Source organism: Leptospira gomenensis (assembly GCF_004770155.1).
GTDB classification, from domain to species: domain Bacteria; phylum Spirochaetota; class Leptospiria; order Leptospirales; family Leptospiraceae; genus Leptospira; species Leptospira gomenensis.
Map to the genome: position 1 here is coordinate 42,040 of NZ_RQFA01000063.1, position 19,395 is coordinate 61,434.

Sequence of the window (19,395 nt, forward strand, 5' to 3'; positions counted from 1 at the left end):
ATGAATTCAGTTACGATTATTATCGCCATGTCCATTTTGGCGATCGTTACTGCCGTAGTGTATGCCCTGAAGGTCGTCAGAATCCAAGTCGGCGCCGCAGGCGGTAACGAAAAAGAAACGAAAAAACTTTTAGAAATATCCTCCGCCATCTCCGAAGGAGCCATGGCCTTCCTCGTTCGGGAATACAAAGTTATTTCCCTTTTTATCGCCTTTATGGCCGTCCTGATCGTCCTTCTTTTGGACAATCCGGGATCGGAAGGCTTCAACGATGGAGTTCACACAGCAATCGCGTTTGTTGCCGGAGCTTTGATCTCTTGTCTTTCCGGTTTTATCGGGATGAAAATCGCCACCGCAGGAAACGTGAGAACCGCGGAAGCCGCGAAAACTTCCATGGCGAAAGCGTTCCGTGTCGCGTTCGACTCCGGTGCGGTGATGGGATTCGGTCTCGTGGGTCTTGCGATCCTCGGAATGATCGTTCTTTTTCTCGTTTTTACGGGGCTTCATCCCGGAGTGGAAAAACACTTTCTTATGGAATCTCTGGCCGGTTTCGGTTTAGGCGGTTCTGCCGTTGCCCTTTTCGGTCGTGTCGGCGGCGGGATTTACACAAAGGCCGCGGACGTAGGAGCGGACTTAGTCGGTAAAGTTGAAAAAGGAATTCCGGAAGATGATCCGAGAAACCCCGCAACGATTGCGGATAACGTGGGAGACAACGTAGGTGACGTTGCCGGAATGGGAGCCGACTTATTCGGTTCTTGTGCGGAAGCGACCTGCGCGGCTCTCGTCATCGGAGCGACCGCGTCTGCTTTGTCCGGATCCGTGGACGCGCTTTTATATCCTCTTTTAATTTCCGCATTCGGAATTCCAGCGTCTCTTCTGACCAGCTTTCTTGCAAGAGTCAAGGAAGGCGGAAACGTGGAATCGGCGCTCAAAGTTCAGCTCTGGGTTTCCACGCTTCTCGTCGCGGGAATCATGTATTTCGTAACGAACACGTTTATGGTGGATTCTTTCGAAATCGCCGGAAAGACGATCACGAAATGGGACGTTTATATCTCCATGATCGTAGGTTTATTTTCGGGAATGTTCATCGGAATCGTAACCGAGTATTATACGTCTCATTCTTACAAACCCGTAAGAGAAGTCGCGGAAGCGTCTAACACCGGTGCGGCGACCAACATCATCTACGGATTGTCTCTCGGATATCATTCTTCCGTGATTCCCGTGATCCTTCTCGTGATCACCATCGTTACCGCGAACCTTCTTGCGGGAATGTACGGAATCGCGATTGCGGCTCTGGGAATGATTTCCACGATCGCGATCGGTTTAACGATCGATGCGTACGGTCCGGTTTCGGATAACGCGGGTGGGATTGCGGAAATGGCGGAACTCGGTAAAGAAGTTCGCGATAGAACCGATACTCTGGATGCGGCGGGAAATACCACTGCGGCGATCGGAAAAGGATTCGCGATCGGCTCCGCGGCGCTGACTTCTCTTGCGCTTTTCGCGGCGTTTATCACAAGAACTCACACAACAAGCCTCGAAGTTCTGAATGCTGAAGTGTTCGGAGGATTGATGTTCGGAGCGATGTTGCCGTTCCTCTTTACCGCAATGACGATGAAGTCGGTCGGGAAAGCGGCGGTGGATATGGTGGAAGAGGTTCGCAAACAGTTCCGCGAAATCCCTGGTATCATGGAAGGAAAGAACAAGCCCGATTACAAACGTTGTGTGGACATTTCCACGACTGCGGCTCTTCGCGAGATGATTCTTCCCGGACTTTTGGTTCTTTTGACTCCGATTTTCGTAGGATATCTTTTCGGAGTGAAAACTCTGGCGGGAGTTCTCGCGGGTGCGTTAGTGGCGGGAGTTGTTCTCGCGATTTCCGCCGCAAACTCCGGCGGAGGTTGGGACAACGCGAAGAAATACATCGAGAAAAAAGCCGGTGGAAAAGGTTCGGACCAACACAAGGCGGCGGTGGTAGGTGATACCGTGGGAGATCCGTTTAAGGATACTTCCGGACCTTCGATCAACATTCTGATCAAATTGATGGCGATCACAAGTCTTGTTTTTGCGGAATTTTTCGTTCAACAAGGCGGACTTTTGATGAGATTGTTCCACCATTAAGAATTTCTAAATTAGAATGTCTTAAAATAATAGGCTCTCTCGTGAAAGCGGGAGGGCCTTTTTTGTCGCTGATTGGTATTTGAGTCCGCCTCCGGATTTCTACGGACCGATCGTGTCGTATTTCCGACGATCCGTCCGTGAAACACAGGCTCCCTAACTCGGGCGGGGGCCCGGTTTTTATCACGAAAAAATCGTGGTAATTCCTACAAAATCTTCCCGATATCCGGTAGTTTGATTTAACGACGACTGGATGAAAAATAAATCAGACAACCTTCTTCATCCTTGCTTTTTAGCACGCACGCGTCCCTGCAATAACCGCGTTTAACGTTTCTGAAATTCGGGAATTCCTCATCACAACGCGACAAACAGGATTCGAGTTTTTTACTGCATTCTTTTTGAATCGAACGCACCTCTCGAGAGACATCGTCCTCGTCCGCTTTTGCGGAAAAAGTCGGAGAAAAAAAATATAAAAATAAAATGAGTAAATTATAATTTTTTAATTTCTTCATACAATCTTTCCGCCGCACCGCGTCCGCTTCGAACGAAATCCCGGTTGTGTTTTCGGACGACTTCCAACGCGGATTCCGGCCGATCGATAACATCCAAAATATCCTCCGGCTTCGAAACGACAAACAGGCCCCCCGTTTTTCGCAAGATCGTCGCCTCGGGAGAATTGGAAATGTTCGGACCCGTCATCAAAGGTAAACCGAACAGAGCAGGTTCCAGAACGTTGTGGACCCGATTGTGGATCGCGCCTCCTACATACGCAAAATCGGCCGCCTGATATGCGAAGGCTAAAACGCCTAATACGTCAAAGACGATCGTTTGAGCGTCCATTTTTTCGTAAGGAGTGGAAGTCCAGGTCTGGTAACGGATACGGGCGTCCTGAAGAAGATGTTCGATGGAAACGATCCGGTCGGGCGAGGTTTTATGCGGAAAAATCCAGAACGCGAGTTCGTTTAACAAATCCGGTTTTTTTTCGCGCAAAAAAGAGTAAAACGAAACGAACAAAGATTCACAAGGTTCGTAAGTGGATGCGAATAGTATGATTTTTGAATACGGATATCCGGGGGGCGGTCGAAACTCCCGTTTGTTGTCCTCGATTTTTTTTATTACCGTATCGAAACGTGTGTCGCCCAAAACTTTAATCGGAACTATATCAGGAACCAGGGAACGGAATGAATCGTAAAAAGTCTCATGCGAAGGATAAATGCCGTCGAGATGTCGGAAAACGGCTTTGGTCAATCGCCCCATGAACCCTTGTTTGCGACCGCCTATTACCGCCGAACCTAACACGACTTTGGTTCCGAAAGTTTTCGCGGTCAAAATCAAATTCGGCCACGTGTCCCATGCCATCAAAACCAAAACCTTCGGATGAAATTTGGAAAAGATCCAATCGTAGGAAAACGGAGTGTCGATAGGAAGGCGAAACGTTTCGTCCGCGGGAAACGCTTCCAGCTGAGAATCTCGAACACTTTCCGAAAAAACCGACTGAAGCAGAAATGCGGACGGATTTTTTTTTCGAAACTCCAAAGCCAAGGCCTTGCACTGATCGAGTTCGCCGACGGAAGCCGCGTGAAACCAGAATACCGTTTTGCCGTTTAGATCCGGATTTTTCGCCAGTATCCTTTTTTTATCGCGCCTTCTTTTTTGGAAAAAAATTCTTGCGGAAGGGATCAGATACGAAATCGGAACGATCCAGAAAAGAAGAAAGGTCGTCAGAAATTTATAAAGAAAAATCATGGGTGTATGAGCGGAGTTTTGTTTGCGTTCGATCTAATGGATACGTTGATCAAGGATCCGTTCCATTCTGCACTTTATAAAATCCTTTCCCGCGAATCGAGAGAAAAATTCATCCGTGCGAGGGAAAGGGAAGCCTTTATCGAATTCGAAAAGGGGAGGATCGAAGAAGAGGAGTTTTTCGAAAGATTCTACCTGCCCGAATTCCGAGGCGACCCCGATCTTCCCGATCCTAGAAAGATCAAGGAACTGATGTTCTCCAAGGTCCGCACGATTTCCGGTACGGTGGATTTGGTCAAACGTCTGAAGGCCGCCGAAAACACGCTCGTTCTCGCGAGCAACTATTCCGTTTGGCACAAGGAACTTCGGAAATTCACCGAGATGGAGGAGGTGTTTTCTCTCTTCGACCAATTGTATTTTTCCTGCGAATTAGGAGCCCGTAAACCTGCAGAGGAATATTTTCAATGGATTCAAACGGACTTTCCTGACAAACGTTACGTCTTGATCGACGACAACGCGTCTAACGTGGAAGCCGCGGGTTATATCGGCTGGGATACGTTTTTGTTCGACCCGAAAACTCCTTCCTCGCTCGAGGAATTCTTCAAAACCCAGTACCCCAGTTATCTTTGATTTCCGCTCCGGGATACGCGTCTTCCCGCGTATCCACCAAAATTCCCATCCGATCCAGGTAAAAAATAAATTCCCCTTTTTTCTGAAACGGTCCCGGAATCAATCGAAACGCCGCTACCTCGAACGGATATTGAAGACTCTGATTGAGCCTTATATTTCTAGGCGGAATTTCCAATTTTTTTTCGATCCGTTTCCAACCGTCGAAATTCAAATCCGAGAGTTCGATCACGATCTCCTTGGATTTGTGTTGTCGTAACACCAACTGTAGTTTCGCGTTTTGTGAGGAAGCGTTCAGCCAAAAAAAGATCCGCGTAGGAATTCCGATCGGAAGACGGATCCGTTCCTTCGGGCGAAATTCGAGTTGGGAATGTTTCGGATCCTCGAAAAAAGTCTGAATCATCATCGACCGATAGTCGTTCGAAACGTTTAACGAAGGATACGATTCCCTTTCTTTCAGAAAAGCCTGGCTTTCCGGAATTTGCGAATTGAATCGGATCTCGTTTAAAAAGGAAACGCCCCTGTAAATTTCCCAAGGCCTGTCCCCTTCGAACGAATCCACGAGAAAAAGATTGTATTGTTTCCATTCCCGCAATATCCTTTCGAGAATCGAAACACGGCTCATTTCGTCCCGGTCCCGTTTTACGGGAGCCGCGTAGACGGCGGAATATAAAATCAGACCGGAAAAAAACAGTACGGACGGACGGAAAAAGGAAAACGGAGAGTTCACAGGATTCTATTCGGAGAAAACGGCTTCGAAAAACAGAAGTTATCCTCTTTTCCCTCCCTTTGGAGCCGGAAAAATCCGATAGTTGAATCAGGTGTATCCATGAAACGAGAACAGTTGAAAATCATTTTGTCCGGCGTTCTAATCTTATTACTGGGATCCTTGATCGTTTACAGTTATTTATTCCGGGAAGATATTTCCAAATTCCTCAAAAAGAAGGAAAACGAGGAAACCTCCGGAAATCCGAGGACCGACCGAGTGATCCTAAGCCCGGAATCGAATTCGGAAACATACACAAACCAAAACGAACGCACCGCGCCGCCTACGGAGGAAAAAAATTTCCCTCCACCGGAAGAACCAACGTATCCGGATTCCACACTTTCGGAAACCGCTCCTAAAAAACCGCTTCGGGAAGAATGGCCCGAAGAACAACGCAATTCCACGGAAGAAAAAACGAAACACACGGAACGGGAATCCCGTGATCCGGATAAAATTTCGGACGGTAAGAACGCGCGACAATCGAAAACTGTTCGCGAAGAGAAACGCCTTCCCGCAAAGGGAGAATCCGATTCGTATCGGGAAAACGAAGAGCGGCCCAAACACGACCGCAACGGATCCTCCGACTACGGAAGAACCGAACACAAACGGAAATCGGGAAAATCCTTTTCCAAAGCCGGATCCAAATCCAAAAAAAGTTCCTCCGTTAAAACGGGAAAACGCATCCGTTCCCTGGAAAACCGGGTGAATCGTCTCGAAAGAAAATTAGGAATTTCTAATGTTTCAAAAAAACGAAAACGTAAGACCGGAAAACAAAACCTCGAAAAGAGGGTGGAAACGCTGGAACGAGAAATGAAACGACTCAAAAAAGACGAAGGTTGAAATGGGCGTTGCGGAAAGGTATTTCAGGATCCAAGAGGAATTTCTCGCGATCAGACCGAACGACCCGCCCGTTCTCATCGCTGTATCCAAGTTTCAACCCTGGGAAAAAATCAAGGAAGCCGTGGACGGAGGTGTGATCCACTTTGGGGAAAATAGAGTCCAGGAAGGTTTGGAGAAATTCGCTCCTTGGATTCGTCTCGAACCCAATCCGTTGATCCTTCATCATATCGGTCCGGTACAAAGCGGGACCCTTCGTAAATTATTTTCCGGTTATTCCTACACACACGGTGTGGGAACGGAACGTACGATTTCCGAATTGGCGTCGCGCGCAGAGAAGGAAAAAAAGAAGATCGGTATTTTTTTACAGGCGAATCTTACGGGGGAAAGCGCCAAACACGGATTCGTAAAACGGGATCTGATTTCGATTCTCGAAAAAAAAGAATCGTTCTTTAATCCGTACTGTGTCCCGGAAGGAATGATGACCATGGGACCTTCCGACGGTGATCCGGTCCGTACGAGGGAAGTTTTTCGGGAACTTCGTATTATCCGGGAAAATTACTTTCCGGAAGGAAAATTATCCATGGGAATGTCCGGGGATTACAGGATCGCTCTGGAGGAAGGAAGCGATTTCGTTCGAATCGGAAGCGCAATATTCGGAGAAAGGAATTAAACATGAAACAAATCATCGGGATCGCAGGTTGCGGCAACATGGGAGGAGCGATTTATTCCTCCCTCAAAAAACGTTATCCGACACAGGTATTAGGATACGATCCGTATCTTACTTCCGATCAAACGATAGAACTCGTGTCTTCCTGGGAGGAATTCTCTTCCCGAGCCGATCTAATCATAGTTTGTGTCAAACCCGGGAAAGTGACGGAGCTCCTCCGTTCGATTTCAACTCCCAAACAAGTGATTTCCGTCGCGGCGGGGATAGGAGTCGAAACCATCCGCAAACATCTTCCCGTAGGTTCCAAAGTCGTCCGGGTTATGCCCAACTTACCGTTGTTAGTCGGAGAGGGTGCGATCGGATATTACGGAGACAAGGAGTTGTACGAAACCGTAAACGAAACTTTTTTTTCCCTCGGTCTGACTCTTCCCGTCGCTTCCGAATCCTTATTGGACGCGGTCACGGGTTTGTCCGGTTCCGGTCCCGCATACGTCTTTAAATTCATTCAGGCTTTGGCGGAAGGAGGTGTTTTGTCCGGTCTGGGATATCAGGAAGCCTTGGACTTGAGCATTCAAACCGTGATCGGAGCCGCGGAACTTTTACGAAACGAACGCAAAAAAAATCCTCAGACACATCCGGAAGTCTGGAAAAACAAAGTTACTTCTCCCGGAGGGACCACGATCGCCGGTCTCGCCGAATTGGAACGAAGCGGTTTTTCGCACGGTGTTTTGGAAGCGGTGCGCGCCGCTTCCGTTCGTTCGAAAGAACTGGGAAGTTAGACGTCTTTGATTTAATTCCGATTTCGTCCATTCTTGTTATAGCTTGAGAAAGGTGAAGTCGGAGTGGTTGTAGTTCTTTTTGATTAGTTTGAGTTAGAAAAGAGACTAACGTTGGAGTGCGAATTAAGATTCCTATTCAAAATGAAAAAAGAAGACAAACTTTTCCCGGTCTTCCGTTATTAGGGAAAACAATCACTTCGGATTAAAATTTATCTTGAAAAGAAATAGGGAAGGAGTAAAACACTAGCGCGGACAGGATTCGAACCTATGACCTTTGGGTTATGAGCCCAACGAGCTACCAGCTGCTCCACCGCGCGGTGTATGAAAGTCAGTATTTGAAACAACTTCTCGAAAGCAAGAATAAAACCGTAAAAAGAATTGATTTTTAGAGAAAAATTAGATCCGATATCCTCTGGATGTGGATTTTGGGTCGAATGAAAAAGCCGCTGAAACGAATTTCGGCGATTATTTGGAAAGGTTCCTTAGTATCCATTTTACCGGAGAACTAACCGTTTGATCAGTAAAGAAAATGATCCCTTGATGATAGAGTATCTGGAAAAGAAAATCTATGATCAAAAACAATTATTAGAAATCAGCAAGGCCCTAAACTCGACATTGGATTATAAATATCTAATGGACGCGATCCTGAACATCTGTCTCGCGCAGCTTCAGACCTTACACGCCGCCATTTACGTGAGCCCGGAGGCCGATTCCGATTTTTTCGAATTGGATCCGAGTTATAAGGGGTTTGACCTTTCCGAAAACGAAAAGTCTTTCCGTATCAAAACGGACGCTGCGCTTATCCAGTTTTTGGAAACCAGAATGAAGGCGATGACCGTAACTCAGATCGAGGAAAGTATGGGGCGATCCGTAACCGAAATCGATTTTCTGAGAGGAATCGGCGCCGATCTCATCATTCCCCTCAACGCAAAGGGAAAGGTCAACGGCCTTCTCGTTTTGGGAGAAAAGATGACGATGAGCGAAGTGCAGGAAGAGGACCGGGACTTTTTGACCACTCTTTCCACGTTAGCCGGAATTGCGGTGGAAAACGCCCGTCTTTACGAACTCGCCACGGTCGATATGATGACCGGTCTCAAGGTTCATCATTACTTTCAGACCAGACTCAAGGAAGAGATGGATCGATGCCGTAAAAAGAAATCGCACCTTACCCTTTTGTTTACCGACGTAGATAACTTCAAAAAGTTCAACGACACACACGGACACCAGGCGGGCGATCAGGTTTTGATCGAGGTCGCCAAACAGTTGATCCGTCACGCGGGCAAACACGACACTCCGGCTCGATACGGAGGAGAAGAATTCTGCCTCGTTATGCCGGGAGCCGATCTGGAACGAGGTTATGAAATGGGAGAAAAAATCCGTAAGGCCGTCGAAGCCAGCTCGGTGAAAAATCCCAACGGAGGACCCGATTTGAAAGTGACCCTTTCTGTGGGAGTTTCCGAATTTTGGCCTAAGGATAAAAACAATCGGGATTTGATCGAACGTTCGGACAAGGCATTGTATACGGCGAAACATTCGGGTAAAAATCGTACGGTCTGTTACAAAGAGGAATAGAAACCTCTCTTCTTTTTCCGGAATCTGCCGATGAATACGGTATGGAAAAAAATCTCCTGCTGTACCAAGTTTCTTTGACTCAAATCGAAGAAAGGGAACTCACGAAACGGATCCAAGATCGCGCCCTGGGGAAAGAAAAATTTGATTTTTCCCCGTATTCCTGTTTTATAGAATACAAACCAGCGGACCCGGTGACAGGAATCCAATACAGGGACTGCGTGATCGATTACACACGATGTTCCAACCACAAATGTATCAAAAAGTTGCTCTGAGGTTTTTTCTTTCTTTTACTCTTTCGTTTTTCCTCGGCTGCTCCCTTCTTCCTTCCCAGGCACGGATCACTTCCGTGTCCGGAGGAATGGAAATTCTTCTTCCGTTTCATGTCGAAAACGACCTTCGCTATGTTTATCTTTCCTTATCGGATCGGGAAAAACCCTTACGGTTTCTTTTAGACACCGGATCCCGTTACAGTCTTTTGGATGAAAGATTTTTTACCCAGAATCATCTTAAAAAAAAACTGAATCTAGTTTTTACCGGAGGGAGAGATCATTCTTATCGAAGAACGCGTACCGCGAGTTTATTCGATAAAAGTCGAATTCTGTTCCGTGATCTTACGTTTTATTCCAATTCCTTTTCCGGAAATTTGGCGTCCATAGACGGAATTCTCGGAGTGGACGCCCTTTGGAATAAGACTTTCATTCTGGAATATCCGGATCAAATCCGTTTTTTAGAAACGAATTCCTCGACCGCAGAATGGAAAAGACAATTTTCCAGGATCGAACCTCTGCTTTTTTTTTCCGGGCTGCCCGTTCTTCAAGCGGAGATCGGTACCGGAGAAATTTTGAATTTGATTTTGGACTCGGGTGCGGAAATCAGCCTGTTGGAAATTCGGCAAACCGTTCCCGGAAAAGTATGGAAGAGTTTTTGGAATCGGGACGCGAAGGTTTTGAACATTCTGGGACAGATTCAGGAAATCAAAACCCTCACCGTGGACCGGCTCTGCCTTCTCCGCGCCTCGGATTGTGTGGACAATCTGGAAATTCTTTCCTCCGGTCTTCCCGTGGAGTTTGCAGGAACTTCGACCGGAGTTCGAATTCAGGGAATTCTGGGAGTAAACTGGCTGAACGAACACAGAATTCTTTTGGACATGAAACGGAGTCTTATAGGTATAGTTGGGAAGGACGGCGGAGAACCGAAATGACGGACAAGGGCAAAATCATCGTAGCTATGAGCGGAGGCGTGGACAGCGCGGTCACCGCGGGCCTACTGATGGAAGAAGGATACGAGGTGATCGGAGTCAACCTTCGCACCTGGGAATACGAAGCCCCCGCTTGCGATACCACCAAAAAATCCTGTTGTTCCCCCGAAGACATCCGGGACGCGAGAGACGTGGGTCTTTCTCTGAAAATTCCGTTTTACGTCGTTAAGATGGAAAAGGTGTTTCAGGAGAAGGTGATCGATCGTTTTATCGACGATTACAAACACGGTAAAACCCCCAATCCTTGTGTGGAATGTAATACCTTCGTCAAGTTCGGCGCGCTTTTCGAAAAAGCGAAGGCGCTCGGAATCGACAAAATCGCGACGGGTCATTACGCGCGAATCGCGCACAACGGAGATCGTTACGCGATCGCCAACGGAATCGATTCCGCTAAAAATCAGGCCTATTATTTATACGGACTTTCCCAAGAAAATCTTAAAAACGTAATATTCCCTTTGGGCGATATGACCAAACCGCAAGTACGGGAAATCGCAAGAAGAATGGGGCTTCCCGTCGCGGAAAAAGCGGAATCTCAGGAAATCTGTTTTATTCCGGAAAACGATTATAGAAAGTTTTTGGAGAAAAAAAACGTGGAGTTCACTCCGGGTTTTTTCAAACTGCGCGACGGGCGAATCATCGGTAAACACAAGGGCAGGGAAAACTTCACGATCGGTCAGAGAAAAGGTTTAGGTATCGCTTGGAGAAATCCCCTCTACGTCATCGCGATCGAAGATGACGGTTCCGTAATATTAGGAGAAGAGAATGAAACCTATACCGGTTCCTTTTCCGTGATCGACGCCAACTACCAAGGTCTTTCTCCTTTGATCGAAGGAGAATCTTTGGAATGCCGCGTTCAAGTCCGTTACAGACATACTCCGATCCGCTGTAGAATCACGAAACGGGGAGATGATCTCGTAGTTTTTCCGTTGGAGGACGTGCGCGGCGTCACCCCGGGACAATCGGCGGTGTTTTATCCTTCCGATTCCGACTACCTTTTGTTAGGCGGAATCATCCGTAAGGACAGTATTCAAATGCAGATCCGGGAACCGATCGAGTCGGCGGTTTCCGCACAAGGGTAACGGGGATTTTTCCTTTTGTCATCGAATCCTAAAATCACAGGCAAAACGATCCTGATCGTGGGCGGCGGACTTCTCCAGGTGCCCATCATCCAAACCGCGAAGATGATGAAACTTACCACGGTCGTCGCCGATATGAACGCGGACGCCCCGGGTATGAAGATCTGCGATATTCCGATGGTGATGTCCACGAAGGACATCGAAGGAATGGTGCGAGAATCCAAAAAACTCGCGACCAAGATTAAAATCGACGGCGTGATCACCGCGGGAACCGACGCGAGTATGACCGTGGCGGCCGTCGCGAACGCGCTCGATCTTCCGGGAATCCGTTATGTGGACGCGGAAGCCGCCTCCAACAAAGTGAAGATGCGCGAACGCCTCAAAAAGGCGGGGATTCCTCTTCCCGGATTCGCCCCCGTGTGGAGTCTTTCCGACACGAGAGAAGCATTAGAATTTTTGAAATTTCCGTTGGTGATGAAACCGGCGGATAATATGGGCGCGCGCGGAGTCATCAAGGTGGAAAACAGGGAAGAATTACAAGCCGCCTTTAAACACGCGAAAAAATATTCTCCGACCGGAGAAATGATTCTCGAAGAATATATGCCCGGTCCCGAGGTTTCCGTCGATGCGTTGACCTGGAACGGAAACTTCGTCATCACCGGAATCGCCGATCGGATCATCGAACGGGAACCTTTTTTTATCGAGATGGGACACAATATGCCTTCGGCCTTAAACCCTTCCGTTTTGAAGGAAGTGGAAGACGTGATGTTTCGGAGTATGAAGGCGCTCGGCATCACTCTCGGCGCCGGTAAAGGGGATATCAAGGTAACGCCGGACGGAGTGAAGGTCGGAGAAATCGCGGCGCGTCTGTCGGGCGGTTTTATGTCCGCGTTCACGTTTCCCCTTTCTTCGGGCATCAACTTAAACCGGGCGGCTATCTTGATCGCGTTAGGCGAAGAACCGGACAACCTGAATCCTTCCGTGAGCCGCGTTTCCATCGAACGTTGTCTTTTGGCTCCGAGGGGAAAACTCCTTTCTATCGAAGGCGCGGAAGAAGCCCGTAAGATAGAAGGAGTCAACGATCTCTTCTTTATGAACAAGATCGGAGACATTATCCAGGAACCGACGAATAACATCGAAAAGACGGGACACGTCATCATAAGCGCGGACACGCTCGAAAAAGCCGAGAAAATTTTCGACCAAGTAAAGAACACAATCCGTTTCACCTGCGACGAACTCTATTCCGTTTCGGAAAAGGAAATCCAACAAAACGCGAGGATCCGGTTCGGAAAGGATATATGCTGGGTTTGTAAAGTGTGCGACGGAACCGATTGCGCTTCCGGCGTTCCCGGTATGGGCGGTTTGGGAAGAATGTTGACGTTCCAAGACAATATCGCCGCGCTTCAGGAATTTTCCATTCTCCCGAAATACATCCGTGAACACACGAACGCTTCCGTGGAAACCTCGTTTTTGGGAAAAAAAATCTCTTCGCCGATGATGGCCGCACCGATGACGGGAGCGGTCACGAATATGAACGGAGCCATGGACGAATTCACATTCGCCGCGACCCTGTTGGAAGGTTGTAGAACTTCCGGCACCTTAGCGTGGTTAGGCGACGGAGCCAGTCCGGAAAAATATCTCATCATGCTAGAAGCGGTCCGCAAAACGAAAGCGGACGCGATTCTTATCTGTAAACCTAGGGAAGACGAAGGCCTTTTGCGGGAAAGGTTTCAGGAATCCGAAAGGGCGGGTTTGTTCGCGCTCGGTATGGACGTGGACGCCGTGAATTTCAAAACGATGACGTTACGCAACATCTCCTCCGTGACTCGGGACGTTTCCAAACTCGGCAAGATCCGCTCTCTGACCAAACTTCCGTTTATCGTAAAGGGCGTGATGACTCCGGAAGACGCGAAATCGGCGGTGGACGCGGGCGCGGATTGTATCGTGGTTTCCAATCACGGCGGAAGGGTGCTCGACGATATGCCCGGAACGGCCCGGGTTCTTGCGGGAATCCGAGAAGCGGTCGGAGATAAAATTCAGATCGCGGCGGACGGAGGTGTTCGCAGCGGAATGGATCTGTTTAAGATGATCGCCCTCGGCGCAAACACGGTATTGGTGGGACGGCCTATGGCGATTTTCGCGGTTGGGGGCGGAGTTGCGGGAGTTCGTTTTTTGATCTCCCAGTATACCGAAGGTCTTTTACAATCCATGAACGTTACGGGAGTTTCGGATTTGCGCGGCATTGGAATCGAATCCCTGTTTCGGAAAAAAATTGACCAAGAAAATTCGCAAAGCTGAACGAAAAAATCGTTTTACTAACCCGACTTTTCCGTTCCAATATGCAAACCGAAAATCGCGACCGGGTTCCTTCGAGTCCGAAAATCGGTTCTCGATTTAACTAACTATCATGGATAAAATCATCAACGATCCGGAAGCGATCCACAAGATCCTTCAGTCCTTATTTACGAAGTTGCCCGTCGCCATTCTCGTAAACGGTAGACCGTTTCCCGCACGAGTCGCCGGTCTGAAGGACGCGGTTCGGATCGTAGTCACCTTACCTTCTGGAACGGAACCGGAACCCAGTCGTACTCTTTTTCTGATCCACAATCACCATCGTTTCGCGGCCAACTTCAAAGTGGAGATGCACAATCCTTCCAACGGAGTGGAACTGTTGCAGGCGAATTCCATCCACGTCTCCACCGCACAACGTGCGGAACAGAGGATTCATGTGGATCCTTCCGCAAACGGAAAAACGAGTCTTACCAATATCATCAACCAAACCAATCTAAGAAAGACCTTGGGTTTCGCGGATAAGAAGATCGACGAAATCGTAAAAAAACACGCCAAACAGCTCCGCGATAATTATCCGTTTTCGGGGATTTTCTTTTCGGACCGGATGGACAACCGTCTTCGTCTGATGTATAACTTCGATCAACCCATCTTCGTCTCCGATCGCACATCGCGCGGAGACGGAAGCGGCGGTCCTCAGTTTCTTCCCTTTTCGGAATATCTCAAATTGATTTCCGTCAACAAACTCGAGGCGAGGATCACTTCCGAAATTTCCATCATGATCCGGTACAAAGGATATACGCCCCTCGGTTATATCCAGATCCTTTCGGAAAAAGAGCTTACTACGAACGATTTCAATTCCGCTAATATAGCCGCGAACGCGGTTTCCAAAGAGATCATCGCTTCCGGTTTTTTCCAGGAATCGAAGGAAAAATGCGCGGTGGACAATATTTCCCTGCAAGGTCTCGGATTTTTTCATCCGCAGTCCATATTCTTCTCCAGAAGTTTTACCGTGGGGGAAACGATTTTATTCGACCTCAATCTGGATGCGGAACGGAAAGGTACGTTTCGCGCCGTTATCCGAAACATCAACAACACGGATAAGACGTTCCGGATCGGTTGCGAATTTTTCAACTTAAACGAGCGGGAAGAGAATATGATACAAACATACGTCGATTCCAAGGAAACCGAATCCTGAATTCTCCTTCTTTCGCTTCCGATGCGGATTCTCACGATATGCGGACCGATTCTACGTCCACTCTGAGCGTTACGGTGGGCGCAGAGGATTCCGGACTTCGTCTCGATCATTTCCTCGCCCAAAAGTTCACGTATCATTCCCGAACGGTTTGGCAAAAAGAGATCGGTGCGGAAAGGATTCTACTTTCCGGAAGAAAGGCCAAACCAGGCTCCGTTTTGAAGGAAGGGGAAACCGTCGTTTATCTTCCGCGGTTTCCGGAAGAACCGCCCGTGCGCACCGACTACGGGATTTTGTTCGAGGATGAATTTCTGATCGCGGTCGATAAACCCGGAGATCTGCCGGTTCATCCCGCTGGCGTTTATCGTAAGGGAAATCTTTTGACCCTGCTCGCCGAATCCGGAAATCGTCCGAATCTTTTTCCGATCCATCGTTTGGATCGGGAAACCTCCGGCGTAGTGTTGTTCGCAAAGGATCAGAACACCGCTTCCTCGATCGCGGCTCTTTTTTCTTCGGGGAATATTCAAAAATACTATATTACGAAAGTGTATGGTAGTTTTCCGAAACGAGTCCGAGCTTTCGGGATTTTGACCCCGGACCCTGATTCCAAAATCAGGAAAAAAAGGAAGTTCTCCGTTTCGGAGACGTCCGGTTACGGGTTTAGGTTCCGAAATAAGTCCGGATCCTTCTTTCCTAAACAAAACGATTTTTTCCCGAAAGGGGAAATCTGTCTGACCTATTTTAGAAAAATTGAATCCATTTCCGTTTCGTCCGATCCGCGAGTAAAAACGTATGATCCGGATGAAAATTTAGGTTCATACGTTCTGTGTAAACCCGCGACCGGAAGGATGCATCAGATCCGGGCCACGTTATACGGCCTTGGGTTCCCCTTATTCGGGGATAAACTTTACGGAAAGGACGAGGAGGTTTTTCTGGAATTTATAGAGGGGAAAAATCCGGATCTGACTTTGCGTCTCGGAATGCAAAGACAGGCCTTACACGCGTATGCGCTGCGATTCGTCCATCCGGTTACGAAAAAAAGGATGAAGATCCGAGCCCCTTTGCCGGAGGATTTTTATGAACGTTCGTAACCCTGGACTTTTCGAATCCTTGATTCCGGTCGTCGTACTCGTGTCCGGGTTGGGATACGCGGGTTTCGTATTCGGAAACGGAACCGTGGACGGACCCGCGCAGATGATTTTGATTTTATCCGGAACGGTCGCGGCACTTCTGGGAATTCGTCGCGGCACGGGATGGGAATCGCTGGAAGAATACATTCTGGATTCTTTGAAGAACGTACTCAAACCGGTGTTGATCTTATTGTTGATCGGTTCACTGATCGGAATTTGGATTTGGTCGGGAATCGTTCCCGCTATGATCGTATGGGGTTTGAAACTGCTCGAACCTTCCTTCTTTTTGGTCACAGCCTGTTTTTTGTCCTCGATCGTATCCTTGATCACCGGGAGTTCCTGGTCCACCGCGGGTACGATCGGTATCGCGCTTATGGGAATCGGAATCACTCTGGGAATTTCCCCCGGAGTCGCCGCTGGGGCAGTCGTTTCGGGCGCGTATTTCGGCGATAAACTTTCTCCGTTTTCGGAAACGACGAATTTAGCGTCTTCGATCGCGGGAACACCTTTGTTCAAACACATTCAACATATGTTATATACTACGATTCCCGCGATGGCGATCGCGTTGGTCGCTTTCACCGTGATCGGTCTGGGTTATGCCGGAAACGAAACTTCCGAAGGAAAAGTCGGCGAGGTGATCGCCCTTTTGTCCAGGACGTTTCGCATTCATCCGGCTTTGTTCGTTCCTCCGGTTCTCACCTTCGTTTTGATCTATTTCAAAATTCCGGCGATCCCTTCCATTCTTGCGGGAATCTTGTCCGGAGCTATCTCCGGAATTTTCCTGCAACACCCGGATCTGCACTTTCAAGCGGTTTATCGGGAAGTTTTGACGGCTGCTTCCAAAGGGAATTCGGCGGATACGGGAAACGAGCTGACCGACGCTCTTCTTTCCAGAGGAGGTATGGCCTCGATGCTTCCCACGGTATGGCTGATTTTTTCCGCGATGTTTTTTGCGGGCGCTATGGAAGGGGCAGGATTCATACAAAAGATCACGAAGGCGATCTTGAAATTCGCGAACACGGACCGTTCGCTTTTGACCGGAACGATTCTGACGAGCTTCGCTTCCAATCTACTTTCTTCCGATCAATATCTTTCCATTTTGGTTCCAGGTAAGATGTTTAAAAAAGCGTACGAGGAACGAGGACTGGATCCGAAAAATCTTTCCCGTGCTCTGGAGGATTCGGGAACCGTCACCTCGGCGCTCGTTCCCTGGAATACCTGCGGTTCGTTTATGGCGGCGGCGTTGGGTGTTCCGGTCGTCGTGTTTTTACCGTTTGCGTTTTTCAATCTCGTCAGTCCGTTTATTTCCCTGTTGTGCGCGTGGACCGGATGGACGATCCGTAAGAGTTCGCCCGTATCGAATTCCGAAAACGCGGAATCTCCCGGTTGAAACCCTGGCGTTTAGCGCGCGTTATTCGATTTGGAAAAAATATTCTGTTTTTTTAATATTCAAAGAAACGTTTTTAATAGGACGAACACTCCTAAATCGATCCCACAAAGATAAAACCAGCCCGCAAACGAGGGAGGGGATACCGATTCTCGGACCAAAATACGGACCGAACGGCTCAGAACCTTTTGTAACTCTTCGGAACTAGGATTCTCCTTATCCTGAATTCCGTCTCCCACTTCGTTTAACAACGAATCCAGTTTCAACTTCTTGGAAAAACGGGCGACCAGAAAACGGAAGGGGGAGGGAAGGTCTTCCAATTTGGAAAGATAATACGGGAGATTTCGGATCTGTTCGGCCAGGGAAAAATTTTTACCGGAGGAGCGGTCCGATTCCGCCCGTTTGCGGATTGCGGTTTCCAGTTTTTCGGAAAGATATCCGCTGACCAGTTCCAGGTTTTCGTTGAGCGCGAAGGAATACAGTGCTTTGTCGATCCCGCGTTTTTTGCCGTATAAAAAGTGAAGTCCCGGAAAAACCACGGCGAAACAGAGCACGATCAGTGTGACCGGCCAGAGTTCGAATACGATTACGACTAACGCGATAACGGCGCCGATTCCTCCGGCTCTTGCGATCGGCATCGAGCCTATATTCGAAGTTAGGGATTTCATTTCGGGAAACAAAAACGCGAGGAGGATCAGGTTTAAGGTCAATCCCAAAAGGGAAAAAAACAACACATTCGCTAAGATATGGAACGAGGCCCTTGTGGTGGCTTTGAGTACGGTGGTCGCTTCTATTTTCATTCGTTTCAAATTCTCCCGGAATAACGGATACAATCCGATCCCCGGAAAATCACCCCATTTTCACCCGATGGATCGTCGAATTCCCTCTTTTTTTCCTTGGAAACCCGAGCGAAGGCCGATATAAAAAGATAGAGAAAACCATGGTTGCCAGAATTTTAACAGCGTCTATCGCCTTCATTCTTATTTCCGGAGAACTCCTTTGGGCCGTGTCGCCGGATCAGACCAATCTCGGGATCCTTATCGGGGAAAACAAAATCAATCTGAAGTTCATCAATATTTGCGTAAGCAATATGGCCCCGATTTTGGAGGAAGGAAACCAAACAGATAAACAACCGCCTAACAATACCAAGGCGGAAACCGGATCCGCTACGAATTCCGGAACGGGACCGGGCGGAAAAGAGGAACTTTATAAAAAGTTGAACGCTCTTCCTTCCTACACGAGTTTAAAAAAGGCGAACCAACTCGATTTCAACGGTAACATGTGGTATTATCAGAGCAATTACAGTCTTTCCTTTAAAAACCTCCGCGGAGCGCAAGGGGAAATGAAGGACCTTTATCAGGCGACTCATGAATTGTATCTTCAGAACTCGCGGGTAATCCTGGAACACGCATCCCCTTTGATCGTACGAAGCAACGATAAAATCGCGCAACACCTTTTGAGACTCGGTTTTCGGGATCTGAAAAGTTCGGAGGATCATTTCACAACTGCATATAATTCCGCGCCGTATCAGTTCAGATATAAGCTGCTTTTACACAGCGAAGGTATGAAGATCGCGAGAAGGGCAAGAAGGTTCGCGTTACTCGCCATGATCGCCTCCAAAACTCCCGCCGAAGACAAACCCGAATATCAATTCGTCAATCTCGACGATATCAAAGCTACCGCCGAAAAAGAGGATATCTCCGATTACGAAAGGATCCGCAATACGCTCATAAATTATATAGACAACGATCTTCTCCAACGGACCATCGTTCCCCCGGGTGAATCGAAGGACAGACCGGTGGACATATTGGAAGTACACGACGACAACTATTCCATCATAACCTCGGGAAGGGTTTCGTTTATGGATATGAGCAACGACGAGATTCGTACGGACGATATGGTCCGTAAGGAAACGCTTCCTCCTATTCCGACGAAAACCGGCAATTAAAAA

The 19,395-nt window shown here is 48.1% G+C and carries 18 protein-coding genes and 1 tRNA gene; 14 read left to right on the forward strand and 5 right to left on the reverse strand.

Annotation, left to right across the window (positions count from 1 at the left end; genetic code table 11):
- Entirely contained in the window at positions 1-2,118 is a 2,118-nt protein-coding gene (locus EHQ17_RS13985) for a sodium-translocating pyrophosphatase (RefSeq protein ID WP_135595626.1), read from the forward strand.
- A 236-nt stretch (positions 2,119-2,354) separates the two neighbouring features.
- Here the strand turns inward: EHQ17_RS13985 and EHQ17_RS13990 are convergent, their stop codons facing one another.
- Together EHQ17_RS13990 and EHQ17_RS13995 are read right to left on the reverse strand one after the other, a co-directional pair.
- The gene (locus tag EHQ17_RS13990; protein ID WP_135595627.1) at positions 2,355-2,627 is read right to left on the reverse strand and encodes a hypothetical protein; all 273 of its coding nucleotides are present in this window, start codon (positions 2,625-2,627) and stop codon (positions 2,355-2,357) included.
- Positions 2,605-3,861: a 3-deoxy-D-manno-octulosonic acid transferase gene (locus tag EHQ17_RS13995; protein ID WP_135595628.1), complete on the reverse strand. Its 1,257-nt coding sequence runs from the start codon at positions 3,859-3,861 to the stop codon at positions 2,605-2,607. Before EHQ17_RS13995 ends, EHQ17_RS13990 begins: the two co-directional genes overlap by 23 nt.
- 6 nt (positions 3,862-3,867) lie before the next feature.
- Between EHQ17_RS13995 and EHQ17_RS14000 the strand changes: the two genes are divergently transcribed.
- The gene (locus EHQ17_RS14000) at positions 3,868-4,488 is read left to right on the forward strand and encodes an HAD family hydrolase (RefSeq protein WP_135595629.1); all 621 of its coding nucleotides are present in this window, start codon (positions 3,868-3,870) and stop codon (positions 4,486-4,488) included.
- On the opposite strand, the gene EHQ17_RS14005 is transcribed toward EHQ17_RS14000, so the two are convergent.
- Complete coding sequence (locus EHQ17_RS14005) at positions 4,460-5,179, reverse strand: flagellar filament outer layer protein FlaA (RefSeq protein WP_246057561.1); 720 nt, start codon at positions 5,177-5,179, stop codon at positions 4,460-4,462. The genes EHQ17_RS14000 and EHQ17_RS14005 overlap by 29 nt on opposite strands.
- A 135-nt stretch (positions 5,180-5,314) precedes the next feature.
- Between EHQ17_RS14005 and EHQ17_RS14010 the strand changes: the two genes are divergently transcribed.
- Genes EHQ17_RS14010 through proC form a run of 3 tightly spaced genes read left to right on the forward strand, consistent with a single transcriptional unit; the run spans position 5,315 to position 7,537 of the window.
- On the forward strand, positions 5,315-6,091 hold the full coding sequence (locus EHQ17_RS14010) for a hypothetical protein (RefSeq protein WP_135595630.1): 777 nt from the start codon (positions 5,315-5,317) through the stop codon (positions 6,089-6,091).
- Between the two features lies 1 nt (position 6,092).
- A complete protein-coding gene (locus EHQ17_RS14015; RefSeq protein WP_135595631.1) occupies positions 6,093-6,761 on the forward strand; it encodes a YggS family pyridoxal phosphate-dependent enzyme in 669 nt (222 codons plus the stop codon).
- A 2-nt stretch (positions 6,762-6,763) separates the two neighbouring features.
- On the forward strand, positions 6,764-7,537 hold the full coding sequence (proC, locus tag EHQ17_RS14020; protein ID WP_135595632.1) for a pyrroline-5-carboxylate reductase: 774 nt from the start codon (positions 6,764-6,766) through the stop codon (positions 7,535-7,537).
- Positions 7,538-7,781: 244 nt separating this feature from the next.
- Here proC and EHQ17_RS14025 read toward each other — a convergent pair.
- Positions 7,782-7,854 (reverse strand) — tRNA-Met (locus EHQ17_RS14025).
- 196 nt (positions 7,855-8,050) lie between these two features.
- On the opposite strand from EHQ17_RS14025, the gene EHQ17_RS14030 reads away from it, so the two are divergent.
- From EHQ17_RS14030 to nhaC, 8 genes are all read left to right on the forward strand, one after another.
- Positions 8,051-9,109, forward strand: coding sequence for a sensor domain-containing diguanylate cyclase (locus EHQ17_RS14030; protein WP_135595633.1), 1,059 nt, complete (start codon positions 8,051-8,053; stop codon positions 9,107-9,109).
- 41 nt (positions 9,110-9,150) lie between these two features.
- Positions 9,151-9,381, forward strand: coding sequence for a hypothetical protein (locus tag EHQ17_RS14035; protein WP_135595634.1), 231 nt, complete (start codon positions 9,151-9,153; stop codon positions 9,379-9,381).
- Positions 9,360-10,310 carry a pepsin/retropepsin-like aspartic protease family protein gene (locus EHQ17_RS14040; protein WP_135595635.1) on the forward strand — a complete coding sequence of 317 codons (951 nt, stop codon included), beginning with the start codon at positions 9,360-9,362 and terminating at the stop codon, positions 10,308-10,310. The genes EHQ17_RS14035 and EHQ17_RS14040 overlap by 22 nt, the downstream gene beginning before the upstream one ends.
- Entirely contained in the window at positions 10,307-11,446 is a 1,140-nt protein-coding gene (gene mnmA, locus EHQ17_RS14045; protein WP_135595636.1) for a tRNA 2-thiouridine(34) synthase MnmA, read from the forward strand. The genes EHQ17_RS14040 and mnmA overlap by 4 nt, the downstream gene beginning before the upstream one ends.
- Before the next feature lie 15 nt (positions 11,447-11,461).
- Positions 11,462-13,741 carry an alpha-hydroxy-acid oxidizing protein gene (locus EHQ17_RS14050; protein WP_135595637.1) on the forward strand — a complete coding sequence of 760 codons (2,280 nt, stop codon included), beginning with the start codon at positions 11,462-11,464 and terminating at the stop codon, positions 13,739-13,741.
- Between the two features lie 109 nt (positions 13,742-13,850).
- Positions 13,851-14,930: a PilZ domain-containing protein gene (locus EHQ17_RS14055; protein ID WP_135595638.1), complete on the forward strand. Its 1,080-nt coding sequence runs from the start codon at positions 13,851-13,853 to the stop codon at positions 14,928-14,930.
- A 38-nt stretch (positions 14,931-14,968) separates the two neighbouring features.
- Positions 14,969-16,018 carry a pseudouridine synthase gene (locus tag EHQ17_RS14060; RefSeq protein ID WP_135595639.1) on the forward strand — a complete coding sequence of 350 codons (1,050 nt, stop codon included), beginning with the start codon at positions 14,969-14,971 and terminating at the stop codon, positions 16,016-16,018.
- Positions 16,005-17,447 carry a Na+/H+ antiporter NhaC gene (gene nhaC / locus EHQ17_RS14065; RefSeq protein ID WP_135595640.1) on the forward strand — a complete coding sequence of 481 codons (1,443 nt, stop codon included), beginning with the start codon at positions 16,005-16,007 and terminating at the stop codon, positions 17,445-17,447. The genes EHQ17_RS14060 and nhaC overlap by 14 nt, the downstream gene beginning before the upstream one ends.
- A 59-nt stretch (positions 17,448-17,506) precedes the next feature.
- Here nhaC and EHQ17_RS20200 read toward each other — a convergent pair whose 3' ends face one another.
- The gene (locus tag EHQ17_RS20200; RefSeq protein ID WP_246057558.1) at positions 17,507-18,244 is read right to left on the reverse strand and encodes a hypothetical protein; all 738 of its coding nucleotides are present in this window, start codon (positions 18,242-18,244) and stop codon (positions 17,507-17,509) included.
- 140 nt (positions 18,245-18,384) lie between these two features.
- Between EHQ17_RS20200 and EHQ17_RS14075 the strand changes: the two genes are divergently transcribed.
- Entirely contained in the window at positions 18,385-19,392 is a 1,008-nt protein-coding gene (locus tag EHQ17_RS14075; protein ID WP_135595641.1) for an adhesin OmpL37 family surface protein, read from the forward strand.
- Positions 19,393-19,395 lie beyond the last annotated feature (3 nt).

Coding starts and splice junctions, on each gene's coding strand:
- EHQ17_RS13985 (WP_135595626.1), top strand. CDS start 1: ATGAATTCAGTTACGATTATTATCGCCATGTCCATTTTGGCGATCGTT.
- EHQ17_RS13990 (WP_135595627.1), bottom strand. CDS start 2,627: ATGAAGAAATTAAAAAATTATAATTTACTCATTTTATTTTTATATTTT.
- EHQ17_RS13995 (WP_135595628.1), bottom strand. CDS start 3,861: ATGATTTTTCTTTATAAATTTCTGACGACCTTTCTTCTTTTCTGGATC.
- EHQ17_RS14000 (WP_135595629.1), top strand. CDS start 3,868: ATGAGCGGAGTTTTGTTTGCGTTCGATCTAATGGATACGTTGATCAAG.
- EHQ17_RS14010 (WP_135595630.1), top strand. CDS start 5,315: ATGAAACGAGAACAGTTGAAAATCATTTTGTCCGGCGTTCTAATCTTA.
- EHQ17_RS14015 (WP_135595631.1), top strand. CDS start 6,093: ATGGGCGTTGCGGAAAGGTATTTCAGGATCCAAGAGGAATTTCTCGCG.
- proC (WP_135595632.1), top strand. CDS start 6,764: ATGAAACAAATCATCGGGATCGCAGGTTGCGGCAACATGGGAGGAGCG.
- EHQ17_RS14035 (WP_135595634.1), top strand. CDS start 9,151: ATGGAAAAAAATCTCCTGCTGTACCAAGTTTCTTTGACTCAAATCGAA.
- EHQ17_RS14040 (WP_135595635.1), top strand. CDS start 9,360: ATGTATCAAAAAGTTGCTCTGAGGTTTTTTCTTTCTTTTACTCTTTCG.
- mnmA (WP_135595636.1), top strand. CDS start 10,307: ATGACGGACAAGGGCAAAATCATCGTAGCTATGAGCGGAGGCGTGGAC.
- EHQ17_RS14055 (WP_135595638.1), top strand. CDS start 13,851: ATGGATAAAATCATCAACGATCCGGAAGCGATCCACAAGATCCTTCAG.
- EHQ17_RS14060 (WP_135595639.1), top strand. CDS start 14,969: ATGCGGACCGATTCTACGTCCACTCTGAGCGTTACGGTGGGCGCAGAG.
- nhaC (WP_135595640.1), top strand. CDS start 16,005: ATGAACGTTCGTAACCCTGGACTTTTCGAATCCTTGATTCCGGTCGTC.
- EHQ17_RS20200 (WP_246057558.1), bottom strand. CDS start 18,244: ATGAAAATAGAAGCGACCACCGTACTCAAAGCCACCACAAGGGCCTCG.
- EHQ17_RS14075 (WP_135595641.1), top strand. CDS start 18,385: ATGGTTGCCAGAATTTTAACAGCGTCTATCGCCTTCATTCTTATTTCC.